28 protein-coding genes and 2 pseudogenes are annotated in these 26,230 nt (G+C 60.7%); 10 read left to right on the top strand and 20 right to left on the bottom strand.

Features of this window, described 5'->3' with window-relative positions:
• Positions 1 to 97: 97 nt before the first annotated feature.
• From BDB13_RS33875 to BDB13_RS29925, 6 genes and pseudogenes are all read right to left on the bottom strand, one after another.
• A pseudogene (locus tag BDB13_RS33875) lies at positions 98 to 322 on the bottom strand (IS110 family transposase); the annotation flags it as partial.
• A gap of 309 nt (positions 323 to 631) precedes the next feature.
• Positions 632 to 952: pseudogene (locus BDB13_RS29945) on the bottom strand (IS6 family transposase); the annotation flags it as partial.
• A gap of 459 nt (positions 953 to 1,411) precedes the next feature.
• Positions 1,412 to 2,053, bottom strand: a complete 642-nt coding sequence (locus BDB13_RS29940; RefSeq protein ID WP_094275634.1) for an RES family NAD+ phosphorylase — start codon at positions 2,051 to 2,053, stop codon at positions 1,412 to 1,414.
• Entirely contained in the window at positions 2,050 to 2,556 is a 507-nt protein-coding gene (locus tag BDB13_RS29935; protein WP_094275931.1) for a hypothetical protein, read from the bottom strand. The genes BDB13_RS29940 and BDB13_RS29935 overlap by 4 nt, the downstream gene beginning before the upstream one ends.
• A 362-nt stretch (positions 2,557 to 2,918) precedes the next feature.
• Positions 2,919 to 3,632 carry a transglutaminase-like domain-containing protein gene (locus tag BDB13_RS29930; RefSeq protein WP_094275633.1) on the bottom strand — a complete coding sequence of 238 codons (714 nt, stop codon included), beginning with the start codon at positions 3,630 to 3,632 and terminating at the stop codon, positions 2,919 to 2,921.
• A 74-nt stretch (positions 3,633 to 3,706) separates the two neighbouring features.
• A complete protein-coding gene (locus BDB13_RS29925; RefSeq protein ID WP_254923124.1) occupies positions 3,707 to 4,447 on the bottom strand; it encodes an AraC family transcriptional regulator in 741 nt (246 codons plus the stop codon).
• A gap of 208 nt (positions 4,448 to 4,655) precedes the next feature.
• Here BDB13_RS29925 and BDB13_RS29920 point away from each other — a divergent pair, with 208 nt between their 5' ends.
• On the top strand, positions 4,656 to 5,672 hold the full coding sequence (locus BDB13_RS29920; RefSeq protein WP_141210768.1) for an IS30 family transposase: 1,017 nt from the start codon (positions 4,656 to 4,658) through the stop codon (positions 5,670 to 5,672).
• Here BDB13_RS29920 and BDB13_RS29915 read toward each other — a convergent pair.
• Entirely contained in the window at positions 5,660 to 6,856 is a 1,197-nt protein-coding gene (locus BDB13_RS29915; RefSeq protein WP_094275630.1) for an IS110 family transposase, read from the bottom strand. The genes BDB13_RS29920 and BDB13_RS29915 overlap by 13 nt on opposite strands.
• Positions 6,857 to 7,307: 451 nt before the next feature.
• Here BDB13_RS29915 and BDB13_RS29910 point away from each other — a divergent pair, with 451 nt between their 5' ends.
• Positions 7,308 to 7,655 (top strand): DUF3024 domain-containing protein, encoded by a 348-nt coding sequence (locus BDB13_RS29910; RefSeq protein ID WP_094275930.1) that lies wholly within the window; start codon positions 7,308 to 7,310, stop codon positions 7,653 to 7,655.
• 302 nt (positions 7,656 to 7,957) lie between these two features.
• Positions 7,958 to 8,335 carry a VOC family protein gene (locus BDB13_RS29905; protein WP_094275629.1) on the top strand — a complete coding sequence of 126 codons (378 nt, stop codon included), beginning with the start codon at positions 7,958 to 7,960 and terminating at the stop codon, positions 8,333 to 8,335.
• Positions 8,336 to 8,590: 255 nt separating this feature from the next.
• Here the strand turns inward: BDB13_RS29905 and BDB13_RS29900 are convergent, their stop codons facing one another.
• Positions 8,591 to 8,941 carry a cupin domain-containing protein gene (locus BDB13_RS29900; protein WP_094275628.1) on the bottom strand — a complete coding sequence of 117 codons (351 nt, stop codon included), beginning with the start codon at positions 8,939 to 8,941 and terminating at the stop codon, positions 8,591 to 8,593.
• A gap of 1,116 nt (positions 8,942 to 10,057) precedes the next feature.
• On the opposite strand from BDB13_RS29900, the gene BDB13_RS29895 reads away from it, so the two are divergent.
• Positions 10,058 to 11,005 (top strand): phospholipase D family protein, encoded by a 948-nt coding sequence (locus BDB13_RS29895; RefSeq protein WP_094275627.1) that lies wholly within the window; start codon positions 10,058 to 10,060, stop codon positions 11,003 to 11,005.
• 145 nt (positions 11,006 to 11,150) lie between these two features.
• On the top strand, positions 11,151 to 11,825 hold the full coding sequence (locus tag BDB13_RS29890; protein ID WP_254923123.1) for a hypothetical protein: 675 nt from the start codon (positions 11,151 to 11,153) through the stop codon (positions 11,823 to 11,825).
• Here BDB13_RS29890 and BDB13_RS29885 read toward each other — a convergent pair.
• Complete coding sequence (locus BDB13_RS29885; protein ID WP_094275626.1) at positions 11,751 to 12,926, bottom strand: ATP-binding protein; 1,176 nt, start codon at positions 12,924 to 12,926, stop codon at positions 11,751 to 11,753. The genes BDB13_RS29890 and BDB13_RS29885 overlap by 75 nt on opposite strands.
• Positions 12,927 to 13,476: 550 nt before the next feature.
• Between BDB13_RS29885 and BDB13_RS31940 the strand changes: the two genes are divergently transcribed.
• On the top strand, positions 13,477 to 13,680 hold the full coding sequence (locus tag BDB13_RS31940) for an ANTAR domain-containing protein (protein ID WP_141210767.1): 204 nt from the start codon (positions 13,477 to 13,479) through the stop codon (positions 13,678 to 13,680).
• 603 nt (positions 13,681 to 14,283) lie between these two features.
• Here the strand turns inward: BDB13_RS31940 and BDB13_RS29875 are convergent.
• The 8 genes from BDB13_RS29875 to BDB13_RS29840 are packed head-to-tail and all read right to left on the bottom strand — an operon-like array spanning position 14,284 to position 21,253.
• A complete protein-coding gene (locus BDB13_RS29875) occupies positions 14,284 to 14,910 on the bottom strand; it encodes a TenA family protein (protein WP_094275625.1) in 627 nt (208 codons plus the stop codon).
• Positions 14,907 to 15,659 (bottom strand): glutamine amidotransferase, encoded by a 753-nt coding sequence (locus tag BDB13_RS29870; protein WP_094275624.1) that lies wholly within the window; start codon positions 15,657 to 15,659, stop codon positions 14,907 to 14,909. The genes BDB13_RS29875 and BDB13_RS29870 overlap by 4 nt, the downstream gene beginning before the upstream one ends.
• Positions 15,652 to 16,743 (bottom strand): phosphotriesterase family protein, encoded by a 1,092-nt coding sequence (locus BDB13_RS29865; protein ID WP_254923122.1) that lies wholly within the window; start codon positions 16,741 to 16,743, stop codon positions 15,652 to 15,654. Before BDB13_RS29865 ends, BDB13_RS29870 begins: the two co-directional genes overlap by 8 nt.
• The gene (locus BDB13_RS29860) at positions 16,698 to 17,741 is read right to left on the bottom strand and encodes an ABC transporter permease (RefSeq protein WP_094275623.1); all 1,044 of its coding nucleotides are present in this window, start codon (positions 17,739 to 17,741) and stop codon (positions 16,698 to 16,700) included. The genes BDB13_RS29865 and BDB13_RS29860 overlap by 46 nt, the downstream gene beginning before the upstream one ends.
• Positions 17,738 to 18,505 carry an ATP-binding cassette domain-containing protein gene (locus tag BDB13_RS29855; protein WP_094275622.1) on the bottom strand — a complete coding sequence of 256 codons (768 nt, stop codon included), beginning with the start codon at positions 18,503 to 18,505 and terminating at the stop codon, positions 17,738 to 17,740. Before BDB13_RS29855 ends, BDB13_RS29860 begins: the two co-directional genes overlap by 4 nt.
• Before the next feature lie 2 nt (positions 18,506 to 18,507).
• A complete protein-coding gene (locus tag BDB13_RS29850) occupies positions 18,508 to 19,515 on the bottom strand; it encodes a substrate-binding domain-containing protein (protein ID WP_094275621.1) in 1,008 nt (335 codons plus the stop codon).
• Positions 19,512 to 20,408, bottom strand: a complete 897-nt coding sequence (locus tag BDB13_RS29845; RefSeq protein WP_094275620.1) for a carbohydrate kinase family protein — start codon at positions 20,406 to 20,408, stop codon at positions 19,512 to 19,514. Before BDB13_RS29845 ends, BDB13_RS29850 begins: the two co-directional genes overlap by 4 nt.
• Positions 20,409 to 20,410: 2 nt before the next feature.
• Positions 20,411 to 21,253, bottom strand: a complete 843-nt coding sequence (locus BDB13_RS29840; protein WP_094275619.1) for a BtpA/SgcQ family protein — start codon at positions 21,251 to 21,253, stop codon at positions 20,411 to 20,413.
• 234 nt (positions 21,254 to 21,487) lie between these two features.
• On the opposite strand from BDB13_RS29840, the gene BDB13_RS29835 reads away from it, so the two are divergent.
• Complete coding sequence (locus BDB13_RS29835) at positions 21,488 to 22,513, top strand: LacI family DNA-binding transcriptional regulator (protein ID WP_094275618.1); 1,026 nt, start codon at positions 21,488 to 21,490, stop codon at positions 22,511 to 22,513.
• On the opposite strand, the gene BDB13_RS29830 is transcribed toward BDB13_RS29835, so the two are convergent.
• Positions 22,474 to 23,556, bottom strand: coding sequence for a M20/M25/M40 family metallo-hydrolase (locus BDB13_RS29830; protein ID WP_094275617.1), 1,083 nt, complete (start codon positions 23,554 to 23,556; stop codon positions 22,474 to 22,476). The two genes, BDB13_RS29835 and BDB13_RS29830, sit on opposite strands and share 40 nt — an antisense overlap.
• Positions 23,557 to 23,676: 120 nt before the next feature.
• On the opposite strand from BDB13_RS29830, the gene BDB13_RS29825 reads away from it, so the two are divergent.
• Positions 23,677 to 23,934, top strand: a complete 258-nt coding sequence (locus BDB13_RS29825; protein ID WP_094275616.1) for a hypothetical protein — start codon at positions 23,677 to 23,679, stop codon at positions 23,932 to 23,934.
• Here the strand turns inward: BDB13_RS29825 and BDB13_RS29820 are convergent.
• Complete coding sequence (locus BDB13_RS29820; RefSeq protein WP_217902182.1) at positions 23,931 to 24,272, bottom strand: VOC family protein; 342 nt, start codon at positions 24,270 to 24,272, stop codon at positions 23,931 to 23,933. The two genes, BDB13_RS29825 and BDB13_RS29820, sit on opposite strands and share 4 nt — an antisense overlap.
• A 536-nt stretch (positions 24,273 to 24,808) precedes the next feature.
• On the opposite strand from BDB13_RS29820, the gene BDB13_RS29815 reads away from it, so the two are divergent.
• A complete protein-coding gene (locus tag BDB13_RS29815) occupies positions 24,809 to 25,300 on the top strand; it encodes a hypothetical protein (RefSeq protein WP_094275614.1) in 492 nt (163 codons plus the stop codon).
• A 299-nt stretch (positions 25,301 to 25,599) separates the two neighbouring features.
• On the opposite strand, the gene BDB13_RS33360 is transcribed toward BDB13_RS29815, so the two are convergent.
• The gene (locus BDB13_RS33360; RefSeq protein ID WP_441347257.1) at positions 25,600 to 25,734 is read right to left on the bottom strand and encodes a zinc-binding dehydrogenase; all 135 of its coding nucleotides are present in this window, start codon (positions 25,732 to 25,734) and stop codon (positions 25,600 to 25,602) included.
• A 255-nt stretch (positions 25,735 to 25,989) separates the two neighbouring features.
• Here BDB13_RS33360 and BDB13_RS32500 point away from each other — a divergent pair, with 255 nt between their 5' ends.
• Positions 25,990 to 26,160 carry a hypothetical protein gene (locus BDB13_RS32500; RefSeq protein ID WP_176459803.1) on the top strand — a complete coding sequence of 57 codons (171 nt, stop codon included), beginning with the start codon at positions 25,990 to 25,992 and terminating at the stop codon, positions 26,158 to 26,160.
• Positions 26,161 to 26,230 lie beyond the last annotated feature (70 nt).

The raw sequence follows: 26,230 nt of genomic DNA, 5'->3' as shown, positions 1-26,230 counted from the left end.
GCGCAGCGGGTTGGCGGGTCCGTCGCTGGTGTGCTCGCGCAGTCCTTCTCCGATGGAGCAGCGGTAGCCGGGCGAGCAGTTTGGAGTCGAGGTGGTCGTTCTTGGTGTGTTTGGAGTAGTAGGCCCGCAGGTCAGCGGACTGTGTGGTGGGCACCATGACGATGGTGGCACCGCGGCGGCGGAACCACGAGGCGACCGGTGCCCACGCGTTGCGGGTCGGCTCCAACACGACGGTCACGGCGTCTTCTTGGTTGAGTCCGATTGCAGTCCAAAGCTTTTCGAGGTCTGTTGGTCGGGTGAAGAACTTTTTGCCGGTCCACATGTAGGTGCCATCTGGGCGTGCGAGCGAGGCTTGATGCGCTGCCCGGCAGGCGAGGTAGATTCCGAGGGTGAGGTTCATGTGCTGTGCCTTTCTGTTCGGGAGAACGTCGACGACAAGCCCGGAACGGGGGACGGCATTGCCCAGACATTCGGTAAGCAGGAGTCCGTCTTCACGAGGCAGCTCCAAGTTCCCGAACAGGGACACCGATCCGACCCGGGCGGGTCCGCGGGCGAACACTCAAACTTCGGGAATCGCCTTGCGCTCCAGTCGGTGTTTCGTTCGTCTCGTGGGCCCTCACCCAATCTAAATGTCGGTGACAATCACCCGCGGCACATACTCCAGCCTTGTGAGCAGCCGGCGGAAGAATCGCTTGGCTGCCAAAGCGTTTCGGTGTGACTGAACCAGCACATCGAGCACGTTACCGTCCTGGTCGACCGCCCGCCACAGGTAATGCTGGGTACCGTTGATGCGGATGAAGACCTCGTCGAGATGCCATGTGTCACCGGGCCGAGACTGCCGCCCGCGCAGCCCGTTGTCGTAGGCCTGCCCGAACTTGGCGCACCACCGCCGGATCGTCTCGTAGCTCACCACGACACCGCGTTCAAGCATCATCTCCTCGACTTCACGGAAGCCCGCCTGCAGACCCCGAGTGTTTCGCACGCCCCGAACCCCACTGCGAAAACTGCGCTGGCGCCAGGTGACGAACCCGCAAGTCCTACAAGTGCATTCACCATTCCTGCCAGTGTTGCTGCAACCAACCCGTTTACTTCTTGGCTATGGGAACAGTCAAGAGTGTCCCGTGGACCGTAAAGGGGATACTTACGGAATTCTTCAGCCACGTCGAGCGTTCCGACTGAGTCGGCCGCGATGAGACCATGGCCGAAAAGCCAGTGCATGTCACGGCGCAACAAGAGCTTGCCCTCGTTGTCATGACCGCTGGGCACCGAAGCGGTAGGACCAGGAACGGAGCCCCAGCCCGAACTGGTTCGAGAGAGGGCGCCAAACGCCCACACACACCGCCGACGCCTATTCTCTTCGGACACTGGACTCGCTACCTGCCGCGCAATGACCTCACTGTCGAGATCGATGTCAGAAAGTCCCAGGAATATCGAGAATCTGTGTGCCGGTTTCCTTTTCGAGTACAACCCACAAGTCGTCCCGGTCCACGAGCAGATCGATGTCGGTCACCAAGTAGTCGCTAGGCCGTGTAGCCGAATGCGTACGATCGCCGCCAACGGCGAACAACGCGAGGCACGCGTGGGTGTGCGACATTTCGTGCCGCGCCCAGTATCTGATGCCATCGAATCCGGCAGCGCGGAACGCCTCTGCCCACCGTTGGGTCAGGTCGTAGTCGACGGTGGTGTTGATCTCGGACGTCATTCCGAACTCGATGGCCATGTTCGAGGTAACGTCGGCAATCTGTATGTCACGGCCAACCGCCACCGCGGACAATGCGCGGCCGTCGATTTCAGTCCGAGGGATGTACCGGATTCCGACCCAGCATTCGAGCAGCGTTATCAGTTCCGATTCCGCTGTATAGCAGGTCCCATACGGGCCAGCGAGGTCGAACCGCCCCTGCAAACTGCTCCCGAACCACCATGCACCCAAGCCGTCCTTGTGCGTCCGATACAGCACCGTCCCAGCCGACACCGTCAGCACAGGAAACCGTCCCCGGAGTTGATCCGGGGACGGTGGTTCACTCAAATGCTGGACAGCCCGAGTGGCGCTCACGCAGACAGCCTTTCTGCCGCTCGCCGCGCCAGCGTCACCACCAACGGATAGTCGCCGTCTATCAGCGCCGCACGCGGCGTTCGCCGGTCCAACTCGCTCTGCTCCGTCGACATCCACGATGCAATGGTCCACGGCTGCGCATCGGCCGACGCCCACGCTTTGAGGACCTCCTTGACGCCTGCGATCGGAACATGTGGAGCTGAATCGGTCAAACCGCCGGACCAGTACCCGGACGTTCCATCGGCAGCGGAGAGGCGCAGTACGCGAGAATCCTTGACCGCCTGGCTGAGGTTCTGCTTCGACCAGCTCGTTGCGTCGAGCATCTGCTTGTGGGTGAGAATCGCACCGATATGGTTCTCCCACACCCGGCGAGCACGCAGGCTGGACAGGACGTTCTTCACGCCCGCAGCGACGTACTTGGCGTCGTCGGCGTCGAGCTGCTCCGCCGCCATTCCCAGGGCGTCCAGCTGGTCGTCCACGACCTTTTTCAATGGTGTGCTCATGCAGACCATCATCCTCGGTCAACCAGGTCAAGTCAATGAGTCAAGTCAATGAGTCAACGCGTTAGCCAATCGCAGGCCGGCCACATCTAGCATTCGAGGCCCTAGCCGATCACCGGCCAGGGCCCCAGCCAGGCTTACGCACGTGATGAATGTGGTTGCAGGCCAGAAATGTACGCATAGCCAGAGATTTTCCGGCGCACCAGTCCCCGCCCTTCCCGGCGCAGCTTGCCGGTCCGCTGCATGCTCGCCGACGGCGAGAAGCCGCGTCACAAGAGATCCACCTGTAGAAAGAGGCGAACTGCCAAGTAAGTCCGTAGCCTGCTGAGCTAGCCTGTCCTCGAGCCGATCCCGAGTTCAATCGCTCATTTTGTCGGTTGCATCGCACAACCTCGGATCGAAGCAACCTTACGATTCATAACGTGACGGACTACCTGACGAAAAAGTAACCCTTTCGGCCCCGTCATATTTACCCCGTGCTCGCGATAGAAGGCGTCCGGGTCGTCGTATACGCCGAGGTCACGGTTCACCCCGGTCTTCTGGATAGCGGTATCGGTGCCGCACCACGCAACTGGCGGGTTGTCGATGTTCTCGGTGCCGGCGCCGTAGCCGAGGAACGCACCGCCGGTTGCGACCGTACTCCGCAAACCTTCGAGATAACCCACGTCGAGAATCACTCCCTCCAGTCCGACCCAGCGATCCTCGAACTCGACCTCCGCCCAACTGTGAAGGATGTTCTCCGGTGCGAGGCGGTAAGCGAATCCATTGACCACGCCTTTCTGCAAGCGTTTGTGAATGGTGGCGCCGTGGAACCGACAAGGTATATCGGCGGCCCGAAATAGGGCCATCAACAGCGATGTCTTGGTATTGCACTGACCGTAGCCGTCAGCAAGCACCGTGGAGGCAGGTACCTCGTCCGAGACGTTGTAGCCAAAAGCGATCTCGTCGCGGACAAAGTCGTAAACCGCACCGATGCGGTCACCATAGGGAAGCTCACGCCACCCGCGGGCTAAAACTAGAGTCTGGATCGAGCTGTGGTTGTAGTCGAGTATCGACGTGGGGCGCAGGTGGTTGACCATGTGTCCAGGCTAAGTTCCGTATGTCCGGGTGGCTTGAACTTTACGGCTGATCTCTCCGTCGTGCTCTTGCTCGGTCAGTGTCTCGTTGAAGTGTCTTCAGGCCATGCGTCGCGCAGCTTCATCTCGAACATGACCGAGGGGTTGAGACCGAAATTCGTCTTGAACGCCCGGCTCAGGTGAGCAGAATCGCTGAACCCCGCCGCGACTGCCGCCTGCGTGAGGTTTGAACCTCCTGCCACGTGCTCGGCTGCCCGTCTCAGCCGGATCCATAATCCATATCGACGAAAAGGTATGCCGACTTCACCGGTGAACAGGTGGGTCAACCGCGAGGGGGAAATGTGAGCTTCGGCTGCTGCTTGTCCGAGGCTAGGTTTCGAACTCGCGGTGCGCTCTAGATATCGCAGCGCAGAGCGCACGGGTACCGACAGCTGAGCAACCCTTTCTACTACCGCCGGATCAACCGCCCGAATCAGGCTATCGATCACGACCACGGCATCAGAAGTATCGGCCGACTTGGCCAAGACCGGCATCAGCGCCCGTTCCAACTCCAGCCCCGTCATTCGTCCGGCGATGGTGTTGAGACCTCTGCCCCTCGGGCCGAAGGGCTCGACGAGCATCAGTAACAGCCGCTGCGGACCGCAACGCAATCTGTGTTCCACCCCACTCGGTATCAGCGCCGCGGAGGTGCGCTTCTCCTTCCCTTCGAGTTCGAGTACGAATGGTTCGTCCGGCGATATCATCAGTTGCACAGCGTGGTGCGCGTGATAATCCGCATCGCCGCCAGGCCCTCGATACAGAACTGCCCCGGGAGTCATCGTTAGCAGTCCATCCCAGGGAGCCTGCGGAACAAATCGCATCGACGTCATAGAGAGAAACCTGCTCCTATTCGCGGGCATTGTCGGCGATCGAACTCAGACCACCAGGACTCGACCATGATGTCAGTATCCAATGAGCGAATATTCTTGGTCTCAACACGTCAACGCATCACTACTGGTGACATGATGCGTGATCGTGGAGGCATGGATGGGCAACAAGGCGCTCGGGTTCACTGTGGAACAAGAGAACACGATCTGGGAGATGTGGCGTCGAGGCGAGTCGCTGAGTGAGGCCGGTCGGGCCATCGGGGAGAGCGTCCCTCAGATCGGCCGGTTCCTGCGTAAATCCGGCGGTATCCGGCCGCTCCCACGTCGTCGGCGAGCATCGAATCTCACGGCCGGCGAGCGTGAAGAGATTTCCCGTGGGATCGCCGCAGGTGACAGCGCTCGGACGATCGCCGACAAACTCGGAAGATCCCCGTCCACGATCGCGCGGGAGATCGCTCGCAACGGCGGCCGCGAACACTATCGGGCGGTGGACGCGGATGCCGCGGCGTATGTCCGTGCCCGCCGCCCTCAAGCCTCGACCCTCTCTACCAGGCATTTTCTTCGGGAGATCGTCACGGGGAAGCTGAGCGAGCAGTGGTCACCGCAGCAGATCTCGGCCTGGATCCGGCGCGAGTACCCGGACGATCCGCAGATGTGGGTTTCGCACGAGACGATCTACCGTTGCCTCTACATACCGTCACGACAAGTATTCGACGACACAAAATTTCACGAACTGCATACTGATCGGCGGATCCGCCGACCTCGCGGGAAGAAACGCTCCCACGGGCGCGGACAGATACGGAACAGGGTCTCCATCGATCACCGCAGCTCCGCGGCCGGCGATCGTAGCGAGCCCGGACACCTCGAAGGTGATCTCGTGTTCGGTACCCGCCCGTCGGCGGTCGCGACGCTGGTGGATCGACAATCCCGCGTCACGCATGTGGTGGCATTGCCGGACGGGTACCGGGCCGAGACGGTAGCGGAAGCCTTGATTGCCTACCTGCGCCGGTTGCCGGCGCATCTGCGTCGGTCGCTGACCTGGGATCGGGGACTGGAAATGGCCGCGCATGAGCGCATCACTGCAGCTCTCGACCTGCCCGTCTACTTTTGCGCTTCGCATCATCCGTGGCAACGCGGGACGAACGAGAATCTCAATAGTCTTTGTCAAGCCGCGTGAGCTTGAGTTCGCCGTCGATAGGGTTGGTGGTCGCGGAGCATTGCCCAGATCACGTTGACCCTGCGTCGGGCGAGCGCGAGGACGGATTGTGTGTGATTCTTGCCTTCGGATCGCTTCTTTTCGTAGTACGCGCGCGAATCCGGGCAGTATCGTGCGGCGCTCTGCGCCGCCAGGAAACTAGCACGCAGCAGCCTCCTGTCGTATCGGCGCGGACGATGATGGTTACCGCTGATCCGGCCAGAATCGCGTGGAACAGGTGCCAGACCGGCAATCCCGGCTAGACGATCGGCGCTCTCGATACCCGACAGGCCACCACCGATCGCAGCGAGGAACTCGGCGGCGAGCCGCGGACCGAAACCCGGGAGGCTGAGCAGGATCTCCGCGTCCTCATGTTGCCGGAACAAGGCCTCAATCTCGTGATCAACGTGCGCCACGTTCTCGTGCAGACGCAGAACCTCCTGGGACAGTTCAGAGACGATGCGTGAAGCTATGTCCTGTGATCGAACGACCGTGTGTTGCGCGTGCGCCACCCTGACAGCGGTCTCTGCGATCAGCTCTCCCTTACTCGCGCCGGCTTTGACCAACCACGCCGCTACGCGTCTCGTCCCGGCCCTACGTAACTGATCTGGTGTCTGATATCTCGTCAGCAGGACCAAGGCGCTCTTGTTGTTGGCATAGTCGAAAGCGGCTTCGAGACAAGGAAAGTACTCCAACAGCGTCGCCCGCAGTCGATTCAACGCCCGAGTCCGGTCGATCACCAGATCCGCACGCCGCGCCGTCAACAACCGAAGGTTCGCGCTGATCTCGTCCCCGTGTCGGAGCGGCTGAAGGTCCCGTCGCATCCGGGCTTGATCCGCGATGACCGCCGCGTCCTTGGCATCAGTCTTCCCGTCGCCGCGATACGTACTCGCGGCGTGGTGAACCGTCTTGCCCGGGATGTAAAGCAGTTCCTCGTCGTGCATGGTGAGCAGTTCGATCATCAACGCCGCTCCACCGTGATTCAGATCCGTTGCCCACGTCACTGCATCCACCTCGAGTGCGTGCACGTTCGCGATCAATGTGAGCAAGCTGCTCTCGTCGTTCGCCACCCGACGCGAAAACAGCTGCCTGCCGTCTTCGTCGATCACGACGCAGTGATGGTGACTCTTGCCCGCATCGATTCCAGCCCACACCCTGACCACCATGCTCTCCCTCCGTCAGCGCGGAAGTGAACCGTCCCCGATGCGAACGACCATGCCAGCAGTTCCTTACCAAGCGATGGATCGCGACTCTCAATCAGTGGTCAAGCCGTTGCGAGGCGCCGGGCGGCCAATCTCGTTGAGCCGTCCTCACGGCGGCAAACACAAATGAGCCATACCCGACGTCTCCGGGCCGGTCGAGAACCTACGACGTCCCCGATCCGCACCCTTCCACCGTAAGGAACACGAATGGGCTCCTTCGCCAGTACCTGCGCAAGAACGCTGACCTGCGTACTTTCAGCCAGGAGGACCTGAATGTGATCGTGGCCCGACTTAACGATCGGCCTCGGCGGGTGCTCGACTGGGATAGTCCACGACAACGAGAAGACCAGGTGCTCGGTTCCTCCGCAGTCGGATAGCAAGGCCGGCCATAACGGCGGTTGGCATGATGGTGGGCATGGCTGCTACCGGACTTCCCGAACTCGATGTCGCCCGGATCGTGAAGTATTGCGCCATTAGAGTTCCCGATCGCCTGCGACATGAGATTCGGGTCGAATGCGACATCGCGCCGCGCCATGTCACGATCTGCGAATGCCGGCCGCCGTGGCGGGAGGACCTCGGTCCGGAGTGGACGCGTTTCCCGATTGCCCGGCTGCATTTCACGAAGAAAACCGGGTTGTGGACTTTGTATTGGCGGGATCGGCACCTCAAATTTCACCGTTACCAGTTCTTGGATCCGAGCCCTCATGTTCAGGATTTGCTCGATCACATCGAAAACGGTGGGGATCCGATCTTCTGGGGTTGATCCGTTATCGTCGGTGATGCGTTGACCTATTGAGACCAAGACTCTATTCCGACAAACCAGCTTCGGCCCGCTCTCAACTCATCCACGTGAGGGAGTGGCCACATCACCGGAGGCGGGCGCCCCACCGACTCAGCCGCCCTGCCATGCCCCAGCCTCCCGGCACCGCCCGTAACCGCAGACCTTCCCGCCGGCAGGCGCGACCACATTCGACGACGCTGTACCGGCGGTAACGTAAGGATTCTCACCAGGCAATACGAAAGGGAAACGAAATGGGTACTGCCGCAAGGATTTCATCGTGTTTGATGCACGTGTCCAACCTTGACCGTTCCGTGAACTTCTACCGCGACGTGTTCCACTGCACGGTCACGATTCACGAGTCGGACGCCGCCCTTCTTCTGACGCCGAGCGGCTTCCAGATGTACTTACGCGCGCACGATGCGGGACGGGGACGCGAGATCGGCGATGTCGGCGTTGATCAGATCATCTGGTCCGCCGACAGCGAAGAAGAACTGCGACTGATCGAACAACGGCTGCGCATCCACTATCCCAGTACGTACTCGAACACACAGGACGGGATCCGTTTTGTCGACGGCATCGACCCGGACAACATTCGTGTACTGATCACCTATCCGACTCCCGAACAGCTACCACGCAACGTTATCGACAGACGATTCCGGTGACGGGCATAGGCCATTCGTTCACCTGGCCGGGGAGAACCTCACGCAGAGCAACTCCTGGACAGCCATGTGTGGGACACATCAGCGCTTCGGTTGCGCAGCAACAGGATTCGCACTATATTCCGCGATCGTCACTCAACATCGTGGATCGCTGACGGCGACATACACGGGGGTACCTAGGCTCGAGTCGAGATGACTGTGCGGGCCACCCGCACACAGGAAAGATCCCCGCCGTGACCGTTTCCAGGTGTGCGCCGACTACGTATTCACAGGTGGAGCAGGCAATTTCGCTACCGTGAGCAACACCGTGGATGCCTCGAGCGCTTCGAGCGCATGCCGCGAATCGGGCACGATAATCAGATCCCCAGGCGAACCTTCCCAAGCTTCACCCCCCGAGGTCAACCGAACGCGACCATGCAGAACATGGACCGTGGCTTCGCCCGGGTTCTCGTGCTCGTCGAGTTTCTGACCCGCAGCGAGCGCGATCAAAGTTTGACGCAGGACGTGTTCATGGCCCCCGTATACGGTGCTGGCACTGCGCCCGGCCGCCGCACGCTCTGCGCGGGCGAGCTGTTCCCGTCCCAGTGCCGTCAAAGACATTTTCTTCATTCGCACTCCATCAGTTGTCTATCAGGACAGGACTACAAGGACTGCCGGTACCCGAAGAATTGATGGTCGGTGGTGTTCCTTTTCGGAACCCTCCGTGTTCGGATCCTCCATGCATCACTCACCCTGATCGCGAGCCACCATCACGATCGGGTACCCCGCAGACAGGGGTGGACACCCAATCACCTACCAGCAGCGGCTGACGCGGTGTCGGTGATCTACCGCGATGCGACGGTGCGACACCCAGGCAGTCCCGGCTCGGACTTTGGTCACCTGCTCGAAGATCTCGAACCAAACCCTGGACGGGGCTCGGACGCGGTCCTACCGTGGATGCGGCGGGTCAGTCATGAGGGGCAGCTCGGCATGGCTAGTGGGTCTCTGTGTTGTGTGCTCAATGCAGATGACGTTGGAGGAACCCTGACTCTATCGATCGCCCGAGTCGGGGCCCCGCCATCCATACGAGCCCGTCACCTGCCCGGAAACCGGATAAACTTTGAAGTGCGGCGACGCTCCGCGTGTCGAGGGGTCTACCGCGGATGGCCTGCCCGTCCGGCTGGCGTTCGTCGGGGGTGGGCCATTCCAACCGTGTCGAAACGTAAAATTGATGCTCGCACGCATCCGGTTCAGCGTGCTGACCGTGCGAGCTTCCGACTTGAGCCCGCAGGGTCCACAAACGATAAAATGCCCCGACCTTGCGATGAGATTGCGTTGTGCCCGCCGGACCGGAACGGATGTAGTCAGCGAAGCGACCGGTAGGTAAGGGCGGGCTGCTCCCATGTCACGCACTTTCGAGGAGAGGGTTAGTTGTTGGTCGGCGTTGAGAGGGACTACTGACCTCGGCGCCTCTCAACCTGCCCTACCCAGGTCAACAGGCATCACATACGAGAACTGGCCTGGCACAACAAGTAACAAATGCCCCGCTCGGCCCGTCAGGATGAGCGGGACTTTCGGGGTGCCAGCATCAATCTGTCAGTTTCGACATCTCAGCTTCACCCACTAGAGAGCGCAACAACCGCCGTCACCACAGCACCAGCGGCAGAACCAAGAGATCGACATCCCAGATCGATATCGCGTCCAAGTCGACAACACCGGCCACACACCCGACTACCGTTCAACCACATGGGGACCACCTTCCACGGACCCAACCCGTGGCCACACATCACCCGCGCCATCCGCACACGAGGCACACGCCACGCAGCCATTGCCTACCTCGACCAGAACGCACCCGAACAACTCCCACTGCGCGCCGGCGACGTCCTCGTCGTCAACGCCTCCAAAGCAGCGATCCGCGCGCACGCCACCTCCCCCATAGCCCTCGCCCACTACCTCGGCAAAGGCGTCCGGGTTCTGTCCTGCCCCACCTTGCATGCGAAGGTGATCGCCACCAGCCGGCGAGCAGTGATCGGCTCCGCGAACGCAACCATCAACTCCACCTTCGCCGACGACGCCGTCATCATCACCGACGACCCTGACATCATCACCTCAGTACGGAAGTTCATCGACAATCTCGACGACCTCACCGAAGTCGACCACATATTCATCGACAACGCCGCCCGTGAATGGGCGATCGGCCGCGCCGTACCCATTCCAGGGGTAGCCGGCCGAATCCGCAACCCCGACAACGACTTTCTACCCACACCGATCGCCCGGATGTTCGTCAAGCATGTCGTCGACTACGAGCCCAGCCCCACCGAACGACACCTGATCCACGAGCAGCAGCCGCGGCTACCGGCCACGACAGGACCGGTAGCGAAGTACCAACTCCAATCGCTGCGCCTGGGCAAACCCAGCACCATCACATCCGGCGACGTGATCGTCTTCGTCTCCGCCGACGACGAATGGATTTACCCGCCGACCGTTGTGGCCTCCGAACCCGTCCGGATCCCGCGGTCGGGAGGAGCGGTGATGGTTTTCCTGCGTATCCGCGCCGACCTGCCCCCGCTCGCTCTCACGACCGCCGAGAAGATGCTCTCCGACCTCGGACACCCCGGTCCAAGGTTGCGGACCGACCACTTCGTCCGCTCCCCCACCCTGCGGACCGCCCTACTGGGACTGTGGAACCTCTAACCAACAAGAGGCATGTCATGTTCGAGCGCCAATTCGGAAATGTGCGGCGCCTCGGGATCTCGACGGCAGCGGCGTAGTCATATCGTGACCGGACTCCCCCACCCAGAACCACCCGAACTTCCGTGGACACAGGCAATATCGATCCATGAACGCACCCATCGACCACGTCGCTCGCCGCCGCCCTCGCCGCCATTCCGAGCGCACCCACCCGGCGCTAGCCGTCCGCAGCTACAGCGAATACACCCGCCACCTCGACGCCGGCGCCACCACACTGACCATCGACTCCGGCCCAGACCAATGGCTCGACCTCGGACACATCCCCGATAACATCGACATCACCATCACCGGACAAACCTGCGCCGCCGTCACCGGCGGATCCATCACCGCCGCCGGCCACTGCTTCCTCCAAGCCACCCACCACGCCCGCGTAACCGCCTACGACTTCGCCCACGTCGAAGCCTTCGACACCACCACCATCAACGCACACGACTCAAGTCAGATCGTCGGAACCGACAATGCCGACATCCATGCCGACGAGCACGCCATCGTCTTCGCGCACTGCCAATGCCACGTCCACGCCGCCGGATACGCCCGCATCGCAGCCACCGACACCACCACCGTCGCCATCGGCGGTGACGCCCATGTCCGCGCCAGCGCCGGCGTACACATCACCGGAGAACACCAGTCGACGAATCTGACCATCGACACACGCCCGATCAGTCGACTCGCCGACCAACTCAACCGGTCAATCCAACTGCTGGCGCCGAATGAAATCTGCCATCCCCGGAACCGTGAACGCAATCCGCCCGCGTTCAGGTGACCAGATCAGACCACGCTTGATCGCCGAATCACGCACCTCACTGGTTCCTGCGGCAGTCGACCCCATCGCCTCGGCAACCTTCGCCGACCGCGGCTGATCCTCACCGAGAGTCGACATCGCCGCCAAATACTTCCGTTCCCTCGGAGTGGCCCGATCCCACCGCGACGGGAAGAACCCATCGTCGAGGTGCCGGCGGCCGACTTCCACCGCGCCGAGCGCATCCGCAAGTTCGAACGGTGTACCGGGCGCGATATTCCAGATCGCTTTGCCGTACTCCTGCAGAAAATACGGATAACCGCCGCTCGTCTCCACGAGCACGTCCAATGCTTCGGAAGTGAAATCGCCGCCATGTGCTTGGACAGGTAGCCGAAGTGCGTCCGCCGCGTCTACAGACGCCAACGGCCCGATTGTGCTGTACAGGAACTGCCTTTCGGCGTACGAGCGGCAGTCCGCGAGAACGGCAGGCAGGTTCGGCAGACCGGCACCGACGACGAAGAACGGCCACTGCCGCTGATTCGCCTTATGCTGGACCGCGAGCAGCGCTGTGAGAAGGTCCTGGTCGAGGTCCTGCATTTCGTCGATGAACAGCCCGAATGCACTGTTTCGGGGCCGCAGAACCTCGCAGATCGCCTCGACGAGCTCTTCGAGGTCTATCGCAATATCACCCGGATCTACCTGCGGCCGGGGCGCGGAAACGTTGACCGAGGCACCCGCAACCGACACGCCCACCGAGAAGTTCCGAGCCAACGCGATCAGATCGTCGACACTGTCCTTGAGTCGCTGTTTGCGACTGTAGCGGCGCAGCCCTAACGACAATTCCTGCGCGAGTGTATTGCGGACCGCCGCAATACCCGAGGAGCTGGGACGGCCCTCGATGCTGATCGTCAGCCAACCCTGACTGTCGGCATGATGGGCCAGGTAGTTGAGCAAAGACGTCTTTCCGACACCTCGCAATCCGGAGAGAATCATGCCGCGGTCGTAATTACGCCGTTTGCTGCGCGCGACAAGAAGATCGAACGCCTCGATCTGGTCGTTGCGGCCTTCGAGGGCGGGCGGGCGGAGCCCTGATCCTGGGGTGAACGGGTTCAACTCGAGGTCCATATCCAACACTATAGGTGTATATCCATTTTTCTGGATAGTTCCCTATAAGGAAGGATAGTCCCGACATGCCACCCTTAAACACGAGGAGAGCAACCCGGCGGGCGCCTTGATCTGGAGGACGTACAACGGTTCTTCGTCAGGATGACGTGCAGATTACTGTCAGTAAGCTCCGAAGAATTGAATGGAGTGGACTACATCCGGGAAGCTCGCCGGCTGGACAGTGAACCCGAAACTCAGTCCTCCGAGATATGGGGAACCGACGCGCAGGTCGGCGCGCGTGGTTCCACACCCACACTGCCCTCAACAGGACTCGAAGTCTGACAGGTACCCACCACTCGGCCAGTCATGACGACCGGAGCGGCTCGCTCCCATCCTTCACGGCCCCGACGATGATCATCGACAGGGTGCAACGCTGCCATCAGCGTTCCAAGAGGCCGAGAAATCCTGCCCTCTTCGCTAGAGTTCCTCCTTGCATCACACATCTTCATCGCCTGCGACTTCTGTTTCGATGCCGCGGCATCAGCGCACCGTCCCGTCAGTGAGGTGAACAATGCCCCAAAGTGGCAGACCGATCCTGCCTTCGTGGGAAGAACGGGCGTCTTTCGAGCATGCGCAAGGCATGATCATGGAACTGACGGGCCTGTCAGCCATTGCCGCTCACGAAACCATCGAAAACCATGCCACGCTGCACTTGTCCTCCCGCGCAGCCGCCGTCGCCGCGATCCTGGCCCAAGCCCAGCGCTACCACACATAGCCGCCAGACCCGAGTAATTTGCGTTTCGTCGACAGCGACGCAGCGGGTACGGAAGGACGGGGCAAGACCGCACACAGATCGCCTATGACACGTCGAAGCCGACCGCGACGACTCTGCGAAAACACACCGACGCTACGCAGTGGCGGAACCGATTCGACTCCTCCCCCGGCTACGTGATCAGCAGAAGTCAGTCATGCCCGGTGAGCACAGAACACCCAAAATGCCCGGGCCACTCAGAAAGTCGCCTGAGCCGGGATCCGCGCGCACATCATCCGAAGCGATCAACTGCATCACGGCTTTCGGCCCTGGCCGACACCTGCTTGCAGCACCCGAATGAACGTACCGAGATGGGCGACCGTTTCGCGGTCTGGCAGGACGTCACCGCGAGCGGTGTTGCCTCCTGAAAGAGGACCGCCAAAGGTATGCCGTCACGCCCTTCCCCAAACAAGCTGCGCCGCTCAGTCTTTCACCAACGATCACCCGCTAGATTAGCTTTGACCGCCCTGAGGTCATTACACGAAATTGTTCATACGCAACAGTTTTCGATCAACGTCCACGCGGATGGGACATCAGCACCGAAAAACTTGCCAGATCCGAGCACAGTCAAACTGCGACGTCGTGAAAGTCGATCTCCGCGCTCAGCATCCCGGCGAACCAACGATCGAGATCCTCATCGGTCACCGACTCCGGCATCGCGTCTACCTCGCACGCCAACACAGCAACCTGCGCAACGAACGGTGGAGCGGTGTGCATCAGCACCCATTCCTGCATCGCAGGTTCTCGCTCCACATCGACAGCTGCAGCTTCTCGGCACCACGCGAGGTACAAGCTCTCGGCCGCGTACATACCCACCAGCGCCGCAGCCCGGCCTTCTTCTCGTGCGAGCGTCAATGCATGCTTCGAGAGCACGGACGACTCCTCAACTAGAGCTTCGGTGTCCCCCGTGAACGGAAATCGGGAACGCAACTGAGCGAAGTACTCACGTTGTTCGCCAACCAGATTGGACATCGAGGTCACATGATCGAACGCCTCATCGAGTGTCGGCGATTCGGCAACCACCAGTCCCAACACCTTGACTGCTGTAAGTACGAATGCTTCTTCGATCACGAGGTACCGGCGGAATCCCTCATCACTCAACGTCCCGCCGATGGCCTCTTCGATAAAGGGAACCGCCCGCGCGGCAGCGAGATTGCTCTGCTGCCGCGCAAGCAGGTCGGAAGACCGACTCATTCGCCGGCAACCCAGCTGATCAGACCGTCGAAGAGGTCGGTATAACCGGCCCACTGCTCGCAGAACTCCGGCGGGGCCCAGTGTGGTGAGCAATCCGAGGTGAAGACGATCGAGCGTCCAGCGCCGTACTCGCCGGCCGCGACGAGCGGATCGCCGTTGATCGTTGCCGGAACTACTGCACCGTCTTTCGCGACAACGCGGTTGTAACCGAGGAGCGCGGGCCACGTCGCGCCGGCGCCACCCAGTGTGGGGTGATCCGGATCCACGACGGTCGGGACGATTCCGGCCGGGGTCTCGACGCGATCGTCCTCGGCCAACATCGTCACAGGGAGGACGTCGGCGATTGCGGTTTGACGGAAAGCCGCTCGCGCCTGGAATCCCGAGAACGACAGATACCCGCCGATCATCATCAGCGCACCGCCGGAACTCACCCAATCACGAAGCGCGACAAGGCGATCCTCACCGGCCCGGAATTGGTCGAACACGCTGGGAGCCAGCTGCAGCGAGTTCGCTCCGATATCGGAGAGTACAACCACATCGAACTGGGACAATGCCTCCGGTGTTCCAGGGAACTGCGTCGGTACCAGGTGCGCGGGCATGTGCGTCACATTGTGGCCACGTGAAGTGAGGGCATCCCGCAACGGACCCACCCCCTCGACGTAGGAATGGACGCTGAACTCGTCGACGCCCTTGACGTGCGTCGACGTCGTCATCCAGCTCTCTCCGGCGATCAGTACTCGTTTACCCATGACTGCTTCTGCTTCCTTTCGCGGCCTGCTCGAAGAGCGACCTCGGGTTGTCTCGCATCAGTGCGGACACTTGCTGGGGGTCAACGCCTGCGCGCACCAGTCGTGCGGCGAAGGCGAGTGGTACGTACGAAAATCCGTTTCCGCCGTGCTTTCTGAGCATCGCTTTGAGGAAAAGGTCATGGCTGAGAAGAAGTTGCCCGGCATGTCCGGAATTCACCAAACCGGCTACAGCTGTTGCAGTTTCCGACGGATGAGGAGACAACCCCTCACCCGGGAAGTCGAAAGGCATTCCGATCATGTCGAACTCGAGGAAGACTCCGCGGTCCGCCAGTGATCGTTGGTACTCGACGTCGTGTCCCGACGGGTCCATGTGGCACAAGACAACTGCCTGCGGCTCAACGCCCATCTCATTTACCACGATGTCGACCACCTGACTGCCAACCCGCTGCCATCCAGGGAGATGCACGAACAAAGGAACGTCAACCTCACGCTGCGCGATACATGCTGCCCGTAAGGCTTTCGCCTCGTTCTGGGTGAAAAGAGGAGAGACGCCGATCTCCCCGATCACTCCCGGCGCCAAGGTCATTGCGGGATTGAACTCGTCGATCAGCGAGCCAGCCAGATCATCGACCCCGAGTTCGCATACCTCGACTGGATGGGTCTGCTCGAGGTACCACCCCGAGCCCATGACCACCCGAACGTCCGACTTCCGGGAGAACTCCGCCAATTTTTCCGGCGCCCGTCCCAATCCGGGCGGTGTCAGATCGACGATCGTCCGACCGCCCAGGCGTGCGAAGTCTGCGAGGTCCTCCACTACGGCCAACTCGTCGTCGACACGACAATTGTCGAGACTGGAGTACGGATTGTCGCGGAGGAGCCACGCGTCCTCTGCTCGCACCGGCACGGCGAGCCTTTCGGCCACAACCGGATCCGGGGATTCGATGTACGCACCGGTGACATCGTTGTGTAGATGCTCGTGTGGGAGAACCAAACCGAGTTCGGAGCTGTCGATTGTTCCGGTGACCGTACGAACGTTGCTCATGATCTCGCGGACCCTGATGGTGCCGACTGCAGCTTCCGCCACAGAGCACCCAGTGTATGTCCTCGCATGTTGATCCAGATGGCGAGTAGCAGAACAACTCCGGTGATAATCGGTGTCAAGAACGGGCTGACACCGAGCAGCGTCAGTCCATTGGCGATGATCCCTGTCAGTACGGCACCGATGACCGTACCGATCACCGTGCCACGCCCACCGAATAGGTTGGTACCGCCGAGCACCACAGCCGTGATCACGGTGAGTTCGAATCCAGTGGCGGAGTTCGCCGAGCCCGAGCCGAGCCTAGCCGCGATCAGCAATCCGGCGATGCCTGCGGCGAGCCCTGTGAACACTAGCGTCATCATCAACACTCGACGAGTGTTGACCCCCGAGCGTCGCACCGACTCCACGTTCGATCCGATACCGGTGACATACCGCCCGAATCGCATGCGGTTGAGCGCAAATGCTCCGATTACCACCACAACGAGAGCGATCCAGGCGCTCGCCGAGAACCCGAGGAACTCTGCGGTTCCCAACTTTGCAAAGTAAGTGTCAGCTGGAACCGGGACCGAGAACCCTTCGGTCCGGTAGAGCGCGATGCCTCGGATAACGGACATTGTCGCGAGTGTGACAATGAAAGGCGGAATGCCCTGGTAAGCAGCAAGCCAACCGTTGATCAGTCCCCAAGCCGCACCCATCACCGGTGCGATGACGAAAACCAGGGAGGAATCTACGCCGGCCTGGATCAGTTCGGCACTCATCGCCGCGACGAAGGCCACGATCGCGCCCACCGAAAGGTCGATCTGACCGGCAGTGATCACGAAAGTCATTGCGACGGCAATGATCAGAACAGGCGCAATTTGGGTCGCCAGGTTGGAAATGTTAGCAAAAGTCAGGAAGGACGACGTAGTTACCGAGAATACGGTTGCAACGGCAACTGTCACCGCCAGCATCGCCAACGTCGGTTTGTTCACGCTGTCCCACAACGACGGCTTTGCGGCAAGCTTTCGCTCGACCGGCGCCTGTGCCTTCTCGAGAGTGGTCATGCCGTAGCTCCCTGTGCTGCCGATGTCCGGTGCGTCACCGGTGTTCGAGTGATGAGCCCGACGAGGGACTCGATGTTGAGATCGCCGATCGGTACGTCGTCGACACTCTGTCCCTCGTACATGACCGTGATCCGGTCACATACCCGGAACAGATCCTGCAGGCGGTGCGTCACGAGAATGACACCGACCCCGGCCGCTGCCACGTCTGTGATCAGCTTGAGTACCGACTCGACCTCGGCGACAGCGAGCGCCGCGGTGGGCTCGTCGAGGATGAGTACGTCCGGGCGGAACGACACCGCACGGGCAATCGCGACAGTTTGACGCTGTCCGCCGGAAAGCTGCCCGATCTCCTGATAGGTCGACTTCACCTTGACATGCAGGTCGGCGAGAATGTGAGCTGCCTTCTCGTGCATGGCATGCCGGTCGAGGAAGGGACCTTTCCGCGGTTCTCTACCGAGGAAAAGATTGCTGGCGACATCGAGAGTGTCGCACAGCGCCAGGTCCTGGTAGACGATTCCGATCTTCTTCTGCTGCGCGTCGAGCGGCGTCGAGAAGCGCACGGGTTCACCGTTGACGCGCATTTCTCCGCCGTCATGTTGAACGGCACCCGCGAGGATCTTCATCAGGGTGGACTTGCCCGCGCCGTTGTCGCCGACAACTCCGAGTACTTCGCCCTTCGCCAGCCGAAGGTCTACTCCTCGAAGGGACTTCACCGGTCCGTACGACTTGGTGATTCCCGAAAGCTCGATCAGTGGAGGTGCCATGATTACTTCTCCAAGTAGTACATGTAGTCGGCGACGTTCTCCGGTGTAACGATCTGGGTGGGGACGGGGATGTTCGCCGGAGCGCCGCGACCACAAGCCAGGTCGATTGCCGAATTCATTGCCTCGTAGCCGAATTCGAAGGTGTTCTGCTGGACCACGCCGTTAAGCCAACCGGCTTTGAGTCCGCCTACCGCCTGATCCGAAAGATCCCAACCGACAGCCTGGATGCGATCCTGCGCCTTCTGACTGTTGACCGCCGCAACGAGCCCGATCAGAGCCGGCTCACCGGTAGCGTAGACGTACTTCATGTCGCCTCCGCCGGTCAGCAGATTCTCCGCTGCGGTCTGTGCGTTCTCCTGGATATTGCGTCCGTCCACGACGGTGCCGACGGTCATTCCCCGACCGGTTACGGTGTCGGCGAAGCCCTTCTGCCGTTCCAGCTGAACCGTGCTGTTGAGCGCGCCGACGATACCGACCGTTCCAGTGTTGTTCGCGATGTCGGCCAAGGTGTTTCCGATGTGAGCACCGCCCTCGGCGTTGGCAGTACCGACCTGAGTCGACAGTGCTGGATCGTCGATGGTCGCGTCGACTGCGACGACGGGGATGCCGGCGTTCTTGGCCTTGACCACCGACGGTTTGATTCCGTCGGTGTCGATCGCGTCGACAATAATGGCGTCGACACCACTGGCGATCAGATTGTCGAAGGCATTGGCCTGCGCCACCGAGTCATCGTTACCACTGATGATCTGCAGGTCGACGCCGGCTTTGTCTGCGACGGCCTTGGCAGCATTGTTGATCTGGTTGAAGTACAGCGCCTGCAAGTTGATCGTCACCAAGCCGACCTTGAGCTTGCCTTTCGTTCCGTCGCAGCTCTCGGCAACCCTGGTCGGCTGCGGGATCGACGCGCCTTCCGAGGAACTGGCCTTGTCGCTCGAGGAAGTTGAGTCACAAGCTGTGAGAGTGAGCGCGAGCGCAGCTCCCAGCGCCAGAGGCAATGCACGTTTCATCATCGAGTCTCCTGAAGTGTGAGAGTTGTCAATGTTGCTGTGAAGCTGTCCAATTCATCTCGGCTAGGGCATCCGCGGGGACCGGCGGTGGCGCAGGCCAGCGCAGCGGAGGCACCCGCGAGTCGTGCTGCGGCAACAGGAGAGCGCCCGGCATCGACAAAAGCGATGTACGTACCGCCGAAGCAATCTCCCGCGCCGACCGCGTCGACAACGTCGACGGACACTGCCGGTTCGATGGTCATGTCTCCGTTGGGGGTCGCGAGTGTCCACCCCTTCGAGCCGTCGGTGACGAGCAAATGGGTGTTGTGCTTAGCCGCAAGCGTCGTCCACTGATCGACGTCGATACCGAACTCGCCTTCCCAGAGTGAACGTCCGACGATCACGTGGTCTGCCAGGGCAAAGGCCCGCAATGCCGCATTTTTGTCCTCGCAACCATCCAGATCGATAACCAGGCTTACGCGCTTATCCAGTGCTGGGAGAAACGCCGCGCGGTATCCGTCGAGAAACAATCGTCCACCGCCTGCGGCGGCCAACTTCTCGGCGACGGCCGCGATCCGGTCGGCGTCGTTGGGATCATCCTGACTGATGATGGATCGATCGCCGCCCTGCGCGATCAGAACCACTGCTGTCGACAGAAATGCATCTCGCGGGGCCCAACTCGTGTCTACGCCGTCTTCTTCGAGGGCTGCGAGAAACTCGGTCGATCGTGCATCCGGTCCGACTGCGCCGGCGAAGATGACCTCGGCGCCCATTCTGGCCGCGGATACTGCTGCGTTGGCGTTCATCCCACCGTCGATCTGGCTGATGGCAGTGGCCTGAACGCGCTCTCCGAGCACCGGCACATGTGGGACATGTACCGTCACATCATTGTTGGCGTACCCACAAAAGACAATCATGGTTACTTTCCCGCCGCCCGTGACACTTCGCGGACCTTGTCGCTCGCGACCCGTCCCCACCAGCGCCCGTTGTCCTTCACCGAGGAAGCAACGATGGCGCCGTCACATTCCTTCATCAGAGCAGCCACGTTGCCGGCCGTGATGCCGGATCCGATGATGACCGGCAGAACCGTATTGTCACGGATCACGGAAACCTCGTCGACCGAGGCAGCGTCACCAGTCCGAGAACCCGTCGCGATCAACACGTCCGCATCGAAGAACTCCGCGTCCTCGGTCTGTTCTGCGACGGTCCGGTCAGCAACGATGGCGTGAGCACCGTGCTTGACGTGCACGTCAGCGAAGATCCGGACCGGATCAGCGCCGATGCGATGCCGGAACCGAGTAGTCTTCGCTGCCTGTCCTTCGATGAAACCTTCATTGGCGATGTAGGCGTTCGCCCACTGATTGACACGCACAAAACTTGCACCGGCCGCCCAGGCTGCTGCGACGCCGCACTCCCCGGCATTGGAAAGGATGCTGACGCCGACCGACTTTCCGAACTCGGCGACGACGGCGGCCGTGATAACTCCCATGGTGGCGGCAGTTTCGTACCCGTGCTCACCAGGTTTGAGGAACGGTATATCCCAGTGGTTTTCGACGATCACTCCATCGAAACCGTTGTCGACGTACGCATGAGCCTCTTCGACGGCGAAGCGTGCGATCTCCGAAACCGGCTGTCCGGTGTAATGCGGGCTGCCCGGTAGGGCAGGAAGATGGATGGCCCCGATGAGAGAAGGCGTGCCAGTGAACATCTCTGCCAATGCCGAGGGCTTGGGCGGAAAGACTCCGAGCGATGATGCGGTCACTTCAGCTACCCCATTCCATGCGCAAGAGTTGCGCTGTATGTCTATGCACAAGATCTGCACACGATGTAATCGATTGCCTTGATGAAGTAGCAGGTTATGCGATCAACACCCGGTTGTGTCAAGGGTTTTGCAATTCAAATTTGTAAACGATTGCCTCAATCGCGTTACATAGGAGACACTGGACCGTGCGGTCCGATAATCTCGGACCCGACTCGACGAGAGAATGGGGGACGCATGCGCAAGGCAACCATTCGCGATGTCGCGGAATTGGCCGGGGTATCGACGGCCACCGTGTCGCGAGCACTGTCAGGGGCCCGGCCCGTCTCCGACGAACTCGCAGCGACCATCAAACGTGCCGCGGACTCACTCGGCTACTCCGGAAACATCATCGCCAGCTCTTTGCGACGCAATCGAACGGACACTGTCGGAATGGTGGTCCCAAGCATCGCCAACCCGTTCTTCACATCGTTGGTGGTCAATGTCGAGCACGTCCTCGCACAGCGCGGTTTGCAACTGTTCCTCTGCGACTCCCGGTCCGATCCGGCAGTGGAGGCGCAGCGACTCAAGTCGCTCGTCTCCCGCCAAGTGGACGGAATCATCATCAGCCCGTGCCACGGTGAACTGAGCGCACAGGCCGTGAGGTCAAGCGCAGCATCACTTCCCGTGGTTCAACTCGACAGATTCGCCAGGAACACCCAGACGGACTGGGTCGGCGTCGACGACGATGCCGCCCAATCCCTCGTGATGGAACACCTCGCCGAGTGTGGAGCGCTGTCTGCGGCCTTCATCAGTTCCGAACTGACCAACTCCTCAACCGAACTCCGTCGGGCGGGATTCTTCCGACATGCGCAGCGTATGGGCATCGAAACTCGCAACGAGTGGACCCAACTCGGAGACTATTCCATCGAATGGGGCCGTATTGCCTCTCACACGATCCTGACCGGCAAGGCGCGCCCCGACGCACTGGTCTGCGCAGACGACCTGATCGCACTGGGAGTGCTGCAGACCTGCCACACGTTGGGCATCAACGTACCCGGCGACGTTCTTGTCACCGGGTTCGACAACATTCCCTTCTCAGAACTGTGCAATCCGCCGCTGACCACCGTGGGCCAACCTCAGGAGCGGATCGCGGAAGAAGCTGTGCGCCTTCTGGATCAGGCGATGAGCAGCTCCTCGGAATCCACGGCCCACATCGCCCTCGCCCCCGAACTTGTCATCCGTCAGTCCACGGTCGGCCAGGCCGCAGCCACAGCTCCGTAAGCAGCAATTGCATCGTCCAACTCGGATACCGTGACGCTTTCGTTTGCCGCGTGCATCAACGACGGAGTTCCTGGACCCCAGATCACCACGGGCGCACCAGGTGCCGCAGCAGCCAGTACGGAAGCATCGGTGAAGTAGGAAACCGGTTCCGCGGCAACAGCAGTCGGCAACGAACTCAACCAGGGGACAGACGAATCGGTACGTACACCTGCCAGGTGAATCGACGTTTCGACAGAATCCACCTCCGGCTGCGCCCGCCACCATTCGAGCAGGCTCGAACCATCTCCCACCGTTCGATGGTCGATCACCGCGCGGGCACTGTCGGGCACGATATTGGGCGCCGACCCACCACTGACCAATCCGAGGTTCCAGGTTTCGGCGCCGAGAAACGCATCCGACGAGAGCGGGAGCTCACGGCGGGCACGGTCGACGACATCGAGCAGCTTGAGCACTGCATTCGTCCCGCGTTGCGGCGTACTACCATGCGCTGCTTTACCTTTGACCGAAACTTCAAGCCACAGAGCACCCCGGTGCCCCAGATTGATCCGATTACCTGTCGCCTCCGGAACGATCACAGCGCCGATCTCGAGATCAGCTACGGCCGCAGCCGACCGCGCAGCGCCGAGCGAGCCGATCTCCTCGTCACTCGTCAGCAGAAATGCCACCGGAACACCACGCTCGAGCGCCCCGATTACCGCAGCTGTCGCCGCGACCAGGCCGGCTTTCATGTCCGATGTTCCTCGTCCGAGGAACAATTCGCTTTCCACCCGTGCGGCATAGGGATCGAACTCCCAGTCGGAGACGTTGCCTATCGGCACCGTATCGACATGGCATGCAAAGAGGAGCCTGGTGGCCGAAGGGTCCGCTTCATTCGTGATCAAGGCCCACGGGTGGTTGCCGCTCAGGTCCGACTGGACATTCACTTCAGGCGATCGCGACTTCACCAAGGAGACAATCGAATCCATCGCCCTTCGTTGAGGAGCTGCTTCCCCGGAAACCGTGTTGAGGGCTACGAGTTCCGAGAGAAGTCCGAGGGAATCCATATGCCCATTCTTGCACTGTGCCGCTCCGGTGAACCGTGCCGGGCATCTTGCCACTTCTACGATTCAGGACATCAGTGGCTTCTTCTGCACCTCGCCCATCGCATTTCGAGAGTATCGAGCATGCACGGGAGTGGACTGCAGGTTTTTACACGCTACGCAACCGAGCATCGCCACAGTGGACTCGGTCGGTACACGCCGGCTGCGGTACCCGTCGGTGCCGCTGCTCTGGATCAGCAACGGCGCCAGCGTGCACTCGACCGGTCCTGGGCGAGGCATCCCGAAGGTTCTGTGCGCCTAGCCAGCATTTCGGTTTCGCGGTTCGAGCAGACTGCTGCTCGTCCATTCCAACCAATCGGCACTCGGTTCACCGGCGCCTAATGCGGATCCCCCACGCAGAACAGGTTCCCTGCTGGATCGGCCAACACATCCCAAGTCGAGCCAGCCACCGAGTGTCGCTGGACATGCGTCGCCCCTGCAGTCAGAAAAGACTCGACGACTTCGTCTCGGGACGGGTCCTGCGGCTCGAGATCTAAATCGAGATGAATCTTGTTCTTCTCACTGTGGGTGAAATTGATCCGCTGAAAACCGAGAGTAAGTGGCAGGCCGGGGGCGGTCACCGTCATGAACTCGGCGTCACCAACAACCCTCGATCCGCCGAATCGCTCCGACCACCACGTCGCGAGCGATCGAGCGTCCGCTGCGTCGAAGGTAACCATTGCCAACCGCACCATCACACACCCAACTTGTCTACGAGATTCCTGATCATGCGATCTTAGCCAGCGCACAACTGCCGCCAAATTCTTCGAAGCGGTCCCCGGCCGGCAAACTGGTGACTCGGAGTACAAAATGCTCACGACGTCGAGTGACGGCATTGAAATTTGTCCAACGCCAACTCGACAACACACTCACCGGCGAAGACACTACTATTCGACGAAACCTTCTCTACACCAATGGTTTTCATGAATTCTTACACCACCAAAAAGATCTCGCCAACTCCGTTCCACGACTGGGCAGATTCGCCCTGATGTCGAGGTGCCACGAACTCAGTTCAGACGACGCGCCCCTCCTACGACGACAGCAGGGTAGGTGCAGCCGATTGCATCTGCCCCACCGATGCAATCGCCGACCCCAGAAAGCTGAGGCCAACAGCACGGCAGGCATCGAGCACCGACACACCACACCCCGTCGGCCGGAAGCTACTATTTTCCGACAAACCAGCTTCGACCCGCTCTCAACTCATCCACGTGAGGGAGTGGCCACATCACCGGAGGCAGTCATGGGCTACGCATCCTTCACCAACTCGCGGCGGCTCGAGGGCAACCCGGACCTCATCTGGCACGCCTTCACCCACCCAGTGGAGTCAGGACTGTACGAGGAACACAAGACGGAGACCGTGCTCTGGCCCGATTTCTCGATGACCGCGGGGCACGGCTGGGACAGCAGGCACGGTGAGGAATGCGATTTCGACGTCGTCCGATGGACCATCACCCGTCACGTACCGAATGCAGTGTTCGAGTTCTCCGGCAAACAGCGGGGAATCCGCCAAAACGTAGTGCTCAGTATGGAGCCGGCGGATGGAGGCCACATCGTGACCGAGACAATTCGCTTCCGCCCGGCGTTCGAAGGCAAACCAGGTGCGCAGCTGTTGTCCTGGATGCTCCTGGTCACCGGGTTGCTGGCCAAGGTCGGTGACGACCACGGCGATTCTCTCGACCTGCTCGAGCAGCACGTCACAACCTTGTAGGGGCATTCGCCAGCACCCGAACCGGGAAATCAGAACCAATCATCAACGCGGGTATTCGCGGCTCCGTCGGCGCTGGGTCGACAACGAAATCACCTCCACCGCACACATTCAGCTTCTGGATTTCACAAATGTCGTGCTGTATCGATGACCTCTCGAAATCGTCGTGGCTCCGGCCCCGCCTCGTAGTCAATAATGATGGGCTGCAACGGTTTTCTCCGCCGCTTCGACAAGGGCGTGCCACAGGTGCCAACGGTCGGCCACCTCAATGCGCCACTGGACGCGTGTCGGTTCGTAGGCCACTACCCGTTCGCCGTTCGGCAATCGAGCAGCACCTTGCCAATGTGTACACCGCTGTCGAAATGTCGATGCGCCTCCGCAACCTTGTCGAGGGGAAAAATCGAATCAATTGTCGTGTCGATTGCATCCGACTCGATCAGTGGAAGGACAATCTCCCGGGTACATGCGATATCCGTTGCATTGACGGAAGGGTTCCTAGAGGAGTCCGGTCGCGTGGTAGTAGCGCACGACTCTTACAGTGATGCTGGCCAGATTTGCCAGCTCGCCGTTGGTCATCACCGCTGCCCCTCCCCTACTCGAATCGGATTACGTCGGTAGAAACCATTCTGGATCCCTGACGCGGGGCAGGTTCAAGTGCAAACTGAACCGAGTGACCGTTGACATATGAGGCTGTGAGCTCTTCCGATGACGATCCGGCGTCCGCGGCAACTCGGATTACGGAAATACTGAACATTCATTCAGCGCATTGCCATTTCTCTGCCTACGCCACCGACGCCACCACCGGGCATGACACCCAATTGATCGAGTACCCGCTTGTCGCACAAATGCACATGGTTCTCTAAAGCGCGAAGACTCTTGATTGGAGGGTGAATTTCAGAGTGAATTGGTTCCCTGCCGACCGAAACTTGGAAT

This window comes from Rhodococcus sp. OK302, assembly GCF_002245895.1.
Classification (GTDB): Bacteria; Actinomycetota; Actinomycetes; order Mycobacteriales; family Mycobacteriaceae; genus Rhodococcus_F.
This window is presented reverse-complemented; position numbering and strand designations above follow the sequence as displayed.

Coding starts and splice junctions, on each gene's coding strand:
- BDB13_RS29885 (WP_094275626.1), bottom strand. CDS start 12,926: ATGGACCTCGAGTTGAACCCGTTCACCCCAGGATCAGGGCTCCGCCCG.
- BDB13_RS29845 (WP_094275620.1), bottom strand. CDS start 20,408: ATGATTGTCTTTTGTGGGTACGCCAACAATGATGTGACGGTACATGTC.
- BDB13_RS29915 (WP_094275630.1), bottom strand. CDS start 6,856: ATGGTGGTCAGGGTGTGGGCTGGAATCGATGCGGGCAAGAGTCACCAT.
- BDB13_RS29905 (WP_094275629.1), top strand. CDS start 7,958: ATGCACGTGTCCAACCTTGACCGTTCCGTGAACTTCTACCGCGACGTG.
- BDB13_RS29910 (WP_094275930.1), top strand. CDS start 7,308: ATGGCTGCTACCGGACTTCCCGAACTCGATGTCGCCCGGATCGTGAAG.
- BDB13_RS29935 (WP_094275931.1), bottom strand. CDS start 2,556: ATGAGCACACCATTGAAAAAGGTCGTGGACGACCAGCTGGACGCCCTG.
- BDB13_RS29860 (WP_094275623.1), bottom strand. CDS start 17,741: ATGACCACTCTCGAGAAGGCACAGGCGCCGGTCGAGCGAAAGCTTGCC.
- BDB13_RS29855 (WP_094275622.1), bottom strand. CDS start 18,505: ATGGCACCTCCACTGATCGAGCTTTCGGGAATCACCAAGTCGTACGGA.
- BDB13_RS29895 (WP_094275627.1), top strand. CDS start 10,058: ATGGGGACCACCTTCCACGGACCCAACCCGTGGCCACACATCACCCGC.
- BDB13_RS29900 (WP_094275628.1), bottom strand. CDS start 8,941: ATGAAGAAAATGTCTTTGACGGCACTGGGACGGGAACAGCTCGCCCGC.
- BDB13_RS29925 (WP_254923124.1), bottom strand. CDS start 4,447: ATGACTCCCGGGGCAGTTCTGTATCGAGGGCCTGGCGGCGATGCGGAT.
- BDB13_RS29835 (WP_094275618.1), top strand. CDS start 21,488: ATGCGCAAGGCAACCATTCGCGATGTCGCGGAATTGGCCGGGGTATCG.
- BDB13_RS29830 (WP_094275617.1), bottom strand. CDS start 23,556: ATGGATTCCCTCGGACTTCTCTCGGAACTCGTAGCCCTCAACACGGTT.
- BDB13_RS29820 (WP_217902182.1), bottom strand. CDS start 24,272: ATGGTTACCTTCGACGCAGCGGACGCTCGATCGCTCGCGACGTGGTGG.
- BDB13_RS29825 (WP_094275616.1), top strand. CDS start 23,677: ATGCACGGGAGTGGACTGCAGGTTTTTACACGCTACGCAACCGAGCAT.
- BDB13_RS29890 (WP_254923123.1), top strand. CDS start 11,151: ATGAACGCACCCATCGACCACGTCGCTCGCCGCCGCCCTCGCCGCCAT.
- BDB13_RS29930 (WP_094275633.1), bottom strand. CDS start 3,632: ATGGTCAACCACCTGCGCCCCACGTCGATACTCGACTACAACCACAGC.
- BDB13_RS31940 (WP_141210767.1), top strand. CDS start 13,477: ATGCCCCAAAGTGGCAGACCGATCCTGCCTTCGTGGGAAGAACGGGCG.
- BDB13_RS29875 (WP_094275625.1), bottom strand. CDS start 14,910: ATGAGTCGGTCTTCCGACCTGCTTGCGCGGCAGCAGAGCAATCTCGCT.
- BDB13_RS29850 (WP_094275621.1), bottom strand. CDS start 19,515: ATGATGAAACGTGCATTGCCTCTGGCGCTGGGAGCTGCGCTCGCGCTC.
- BDB13_RS29870 (WP_094275624.1), bottom strand. CDS start 15,659: ATGGGTAAACGAGTACTGATCGCCGGAGAGAGCTGGATGACGACGTCG.
- BDB13_RS29920 (WP_141210768.1), top strand. CDS start 4,656: ATGGGCAACAAGGCGCTCGGGTTCACTGTGGAACAAGAGAACACGATC.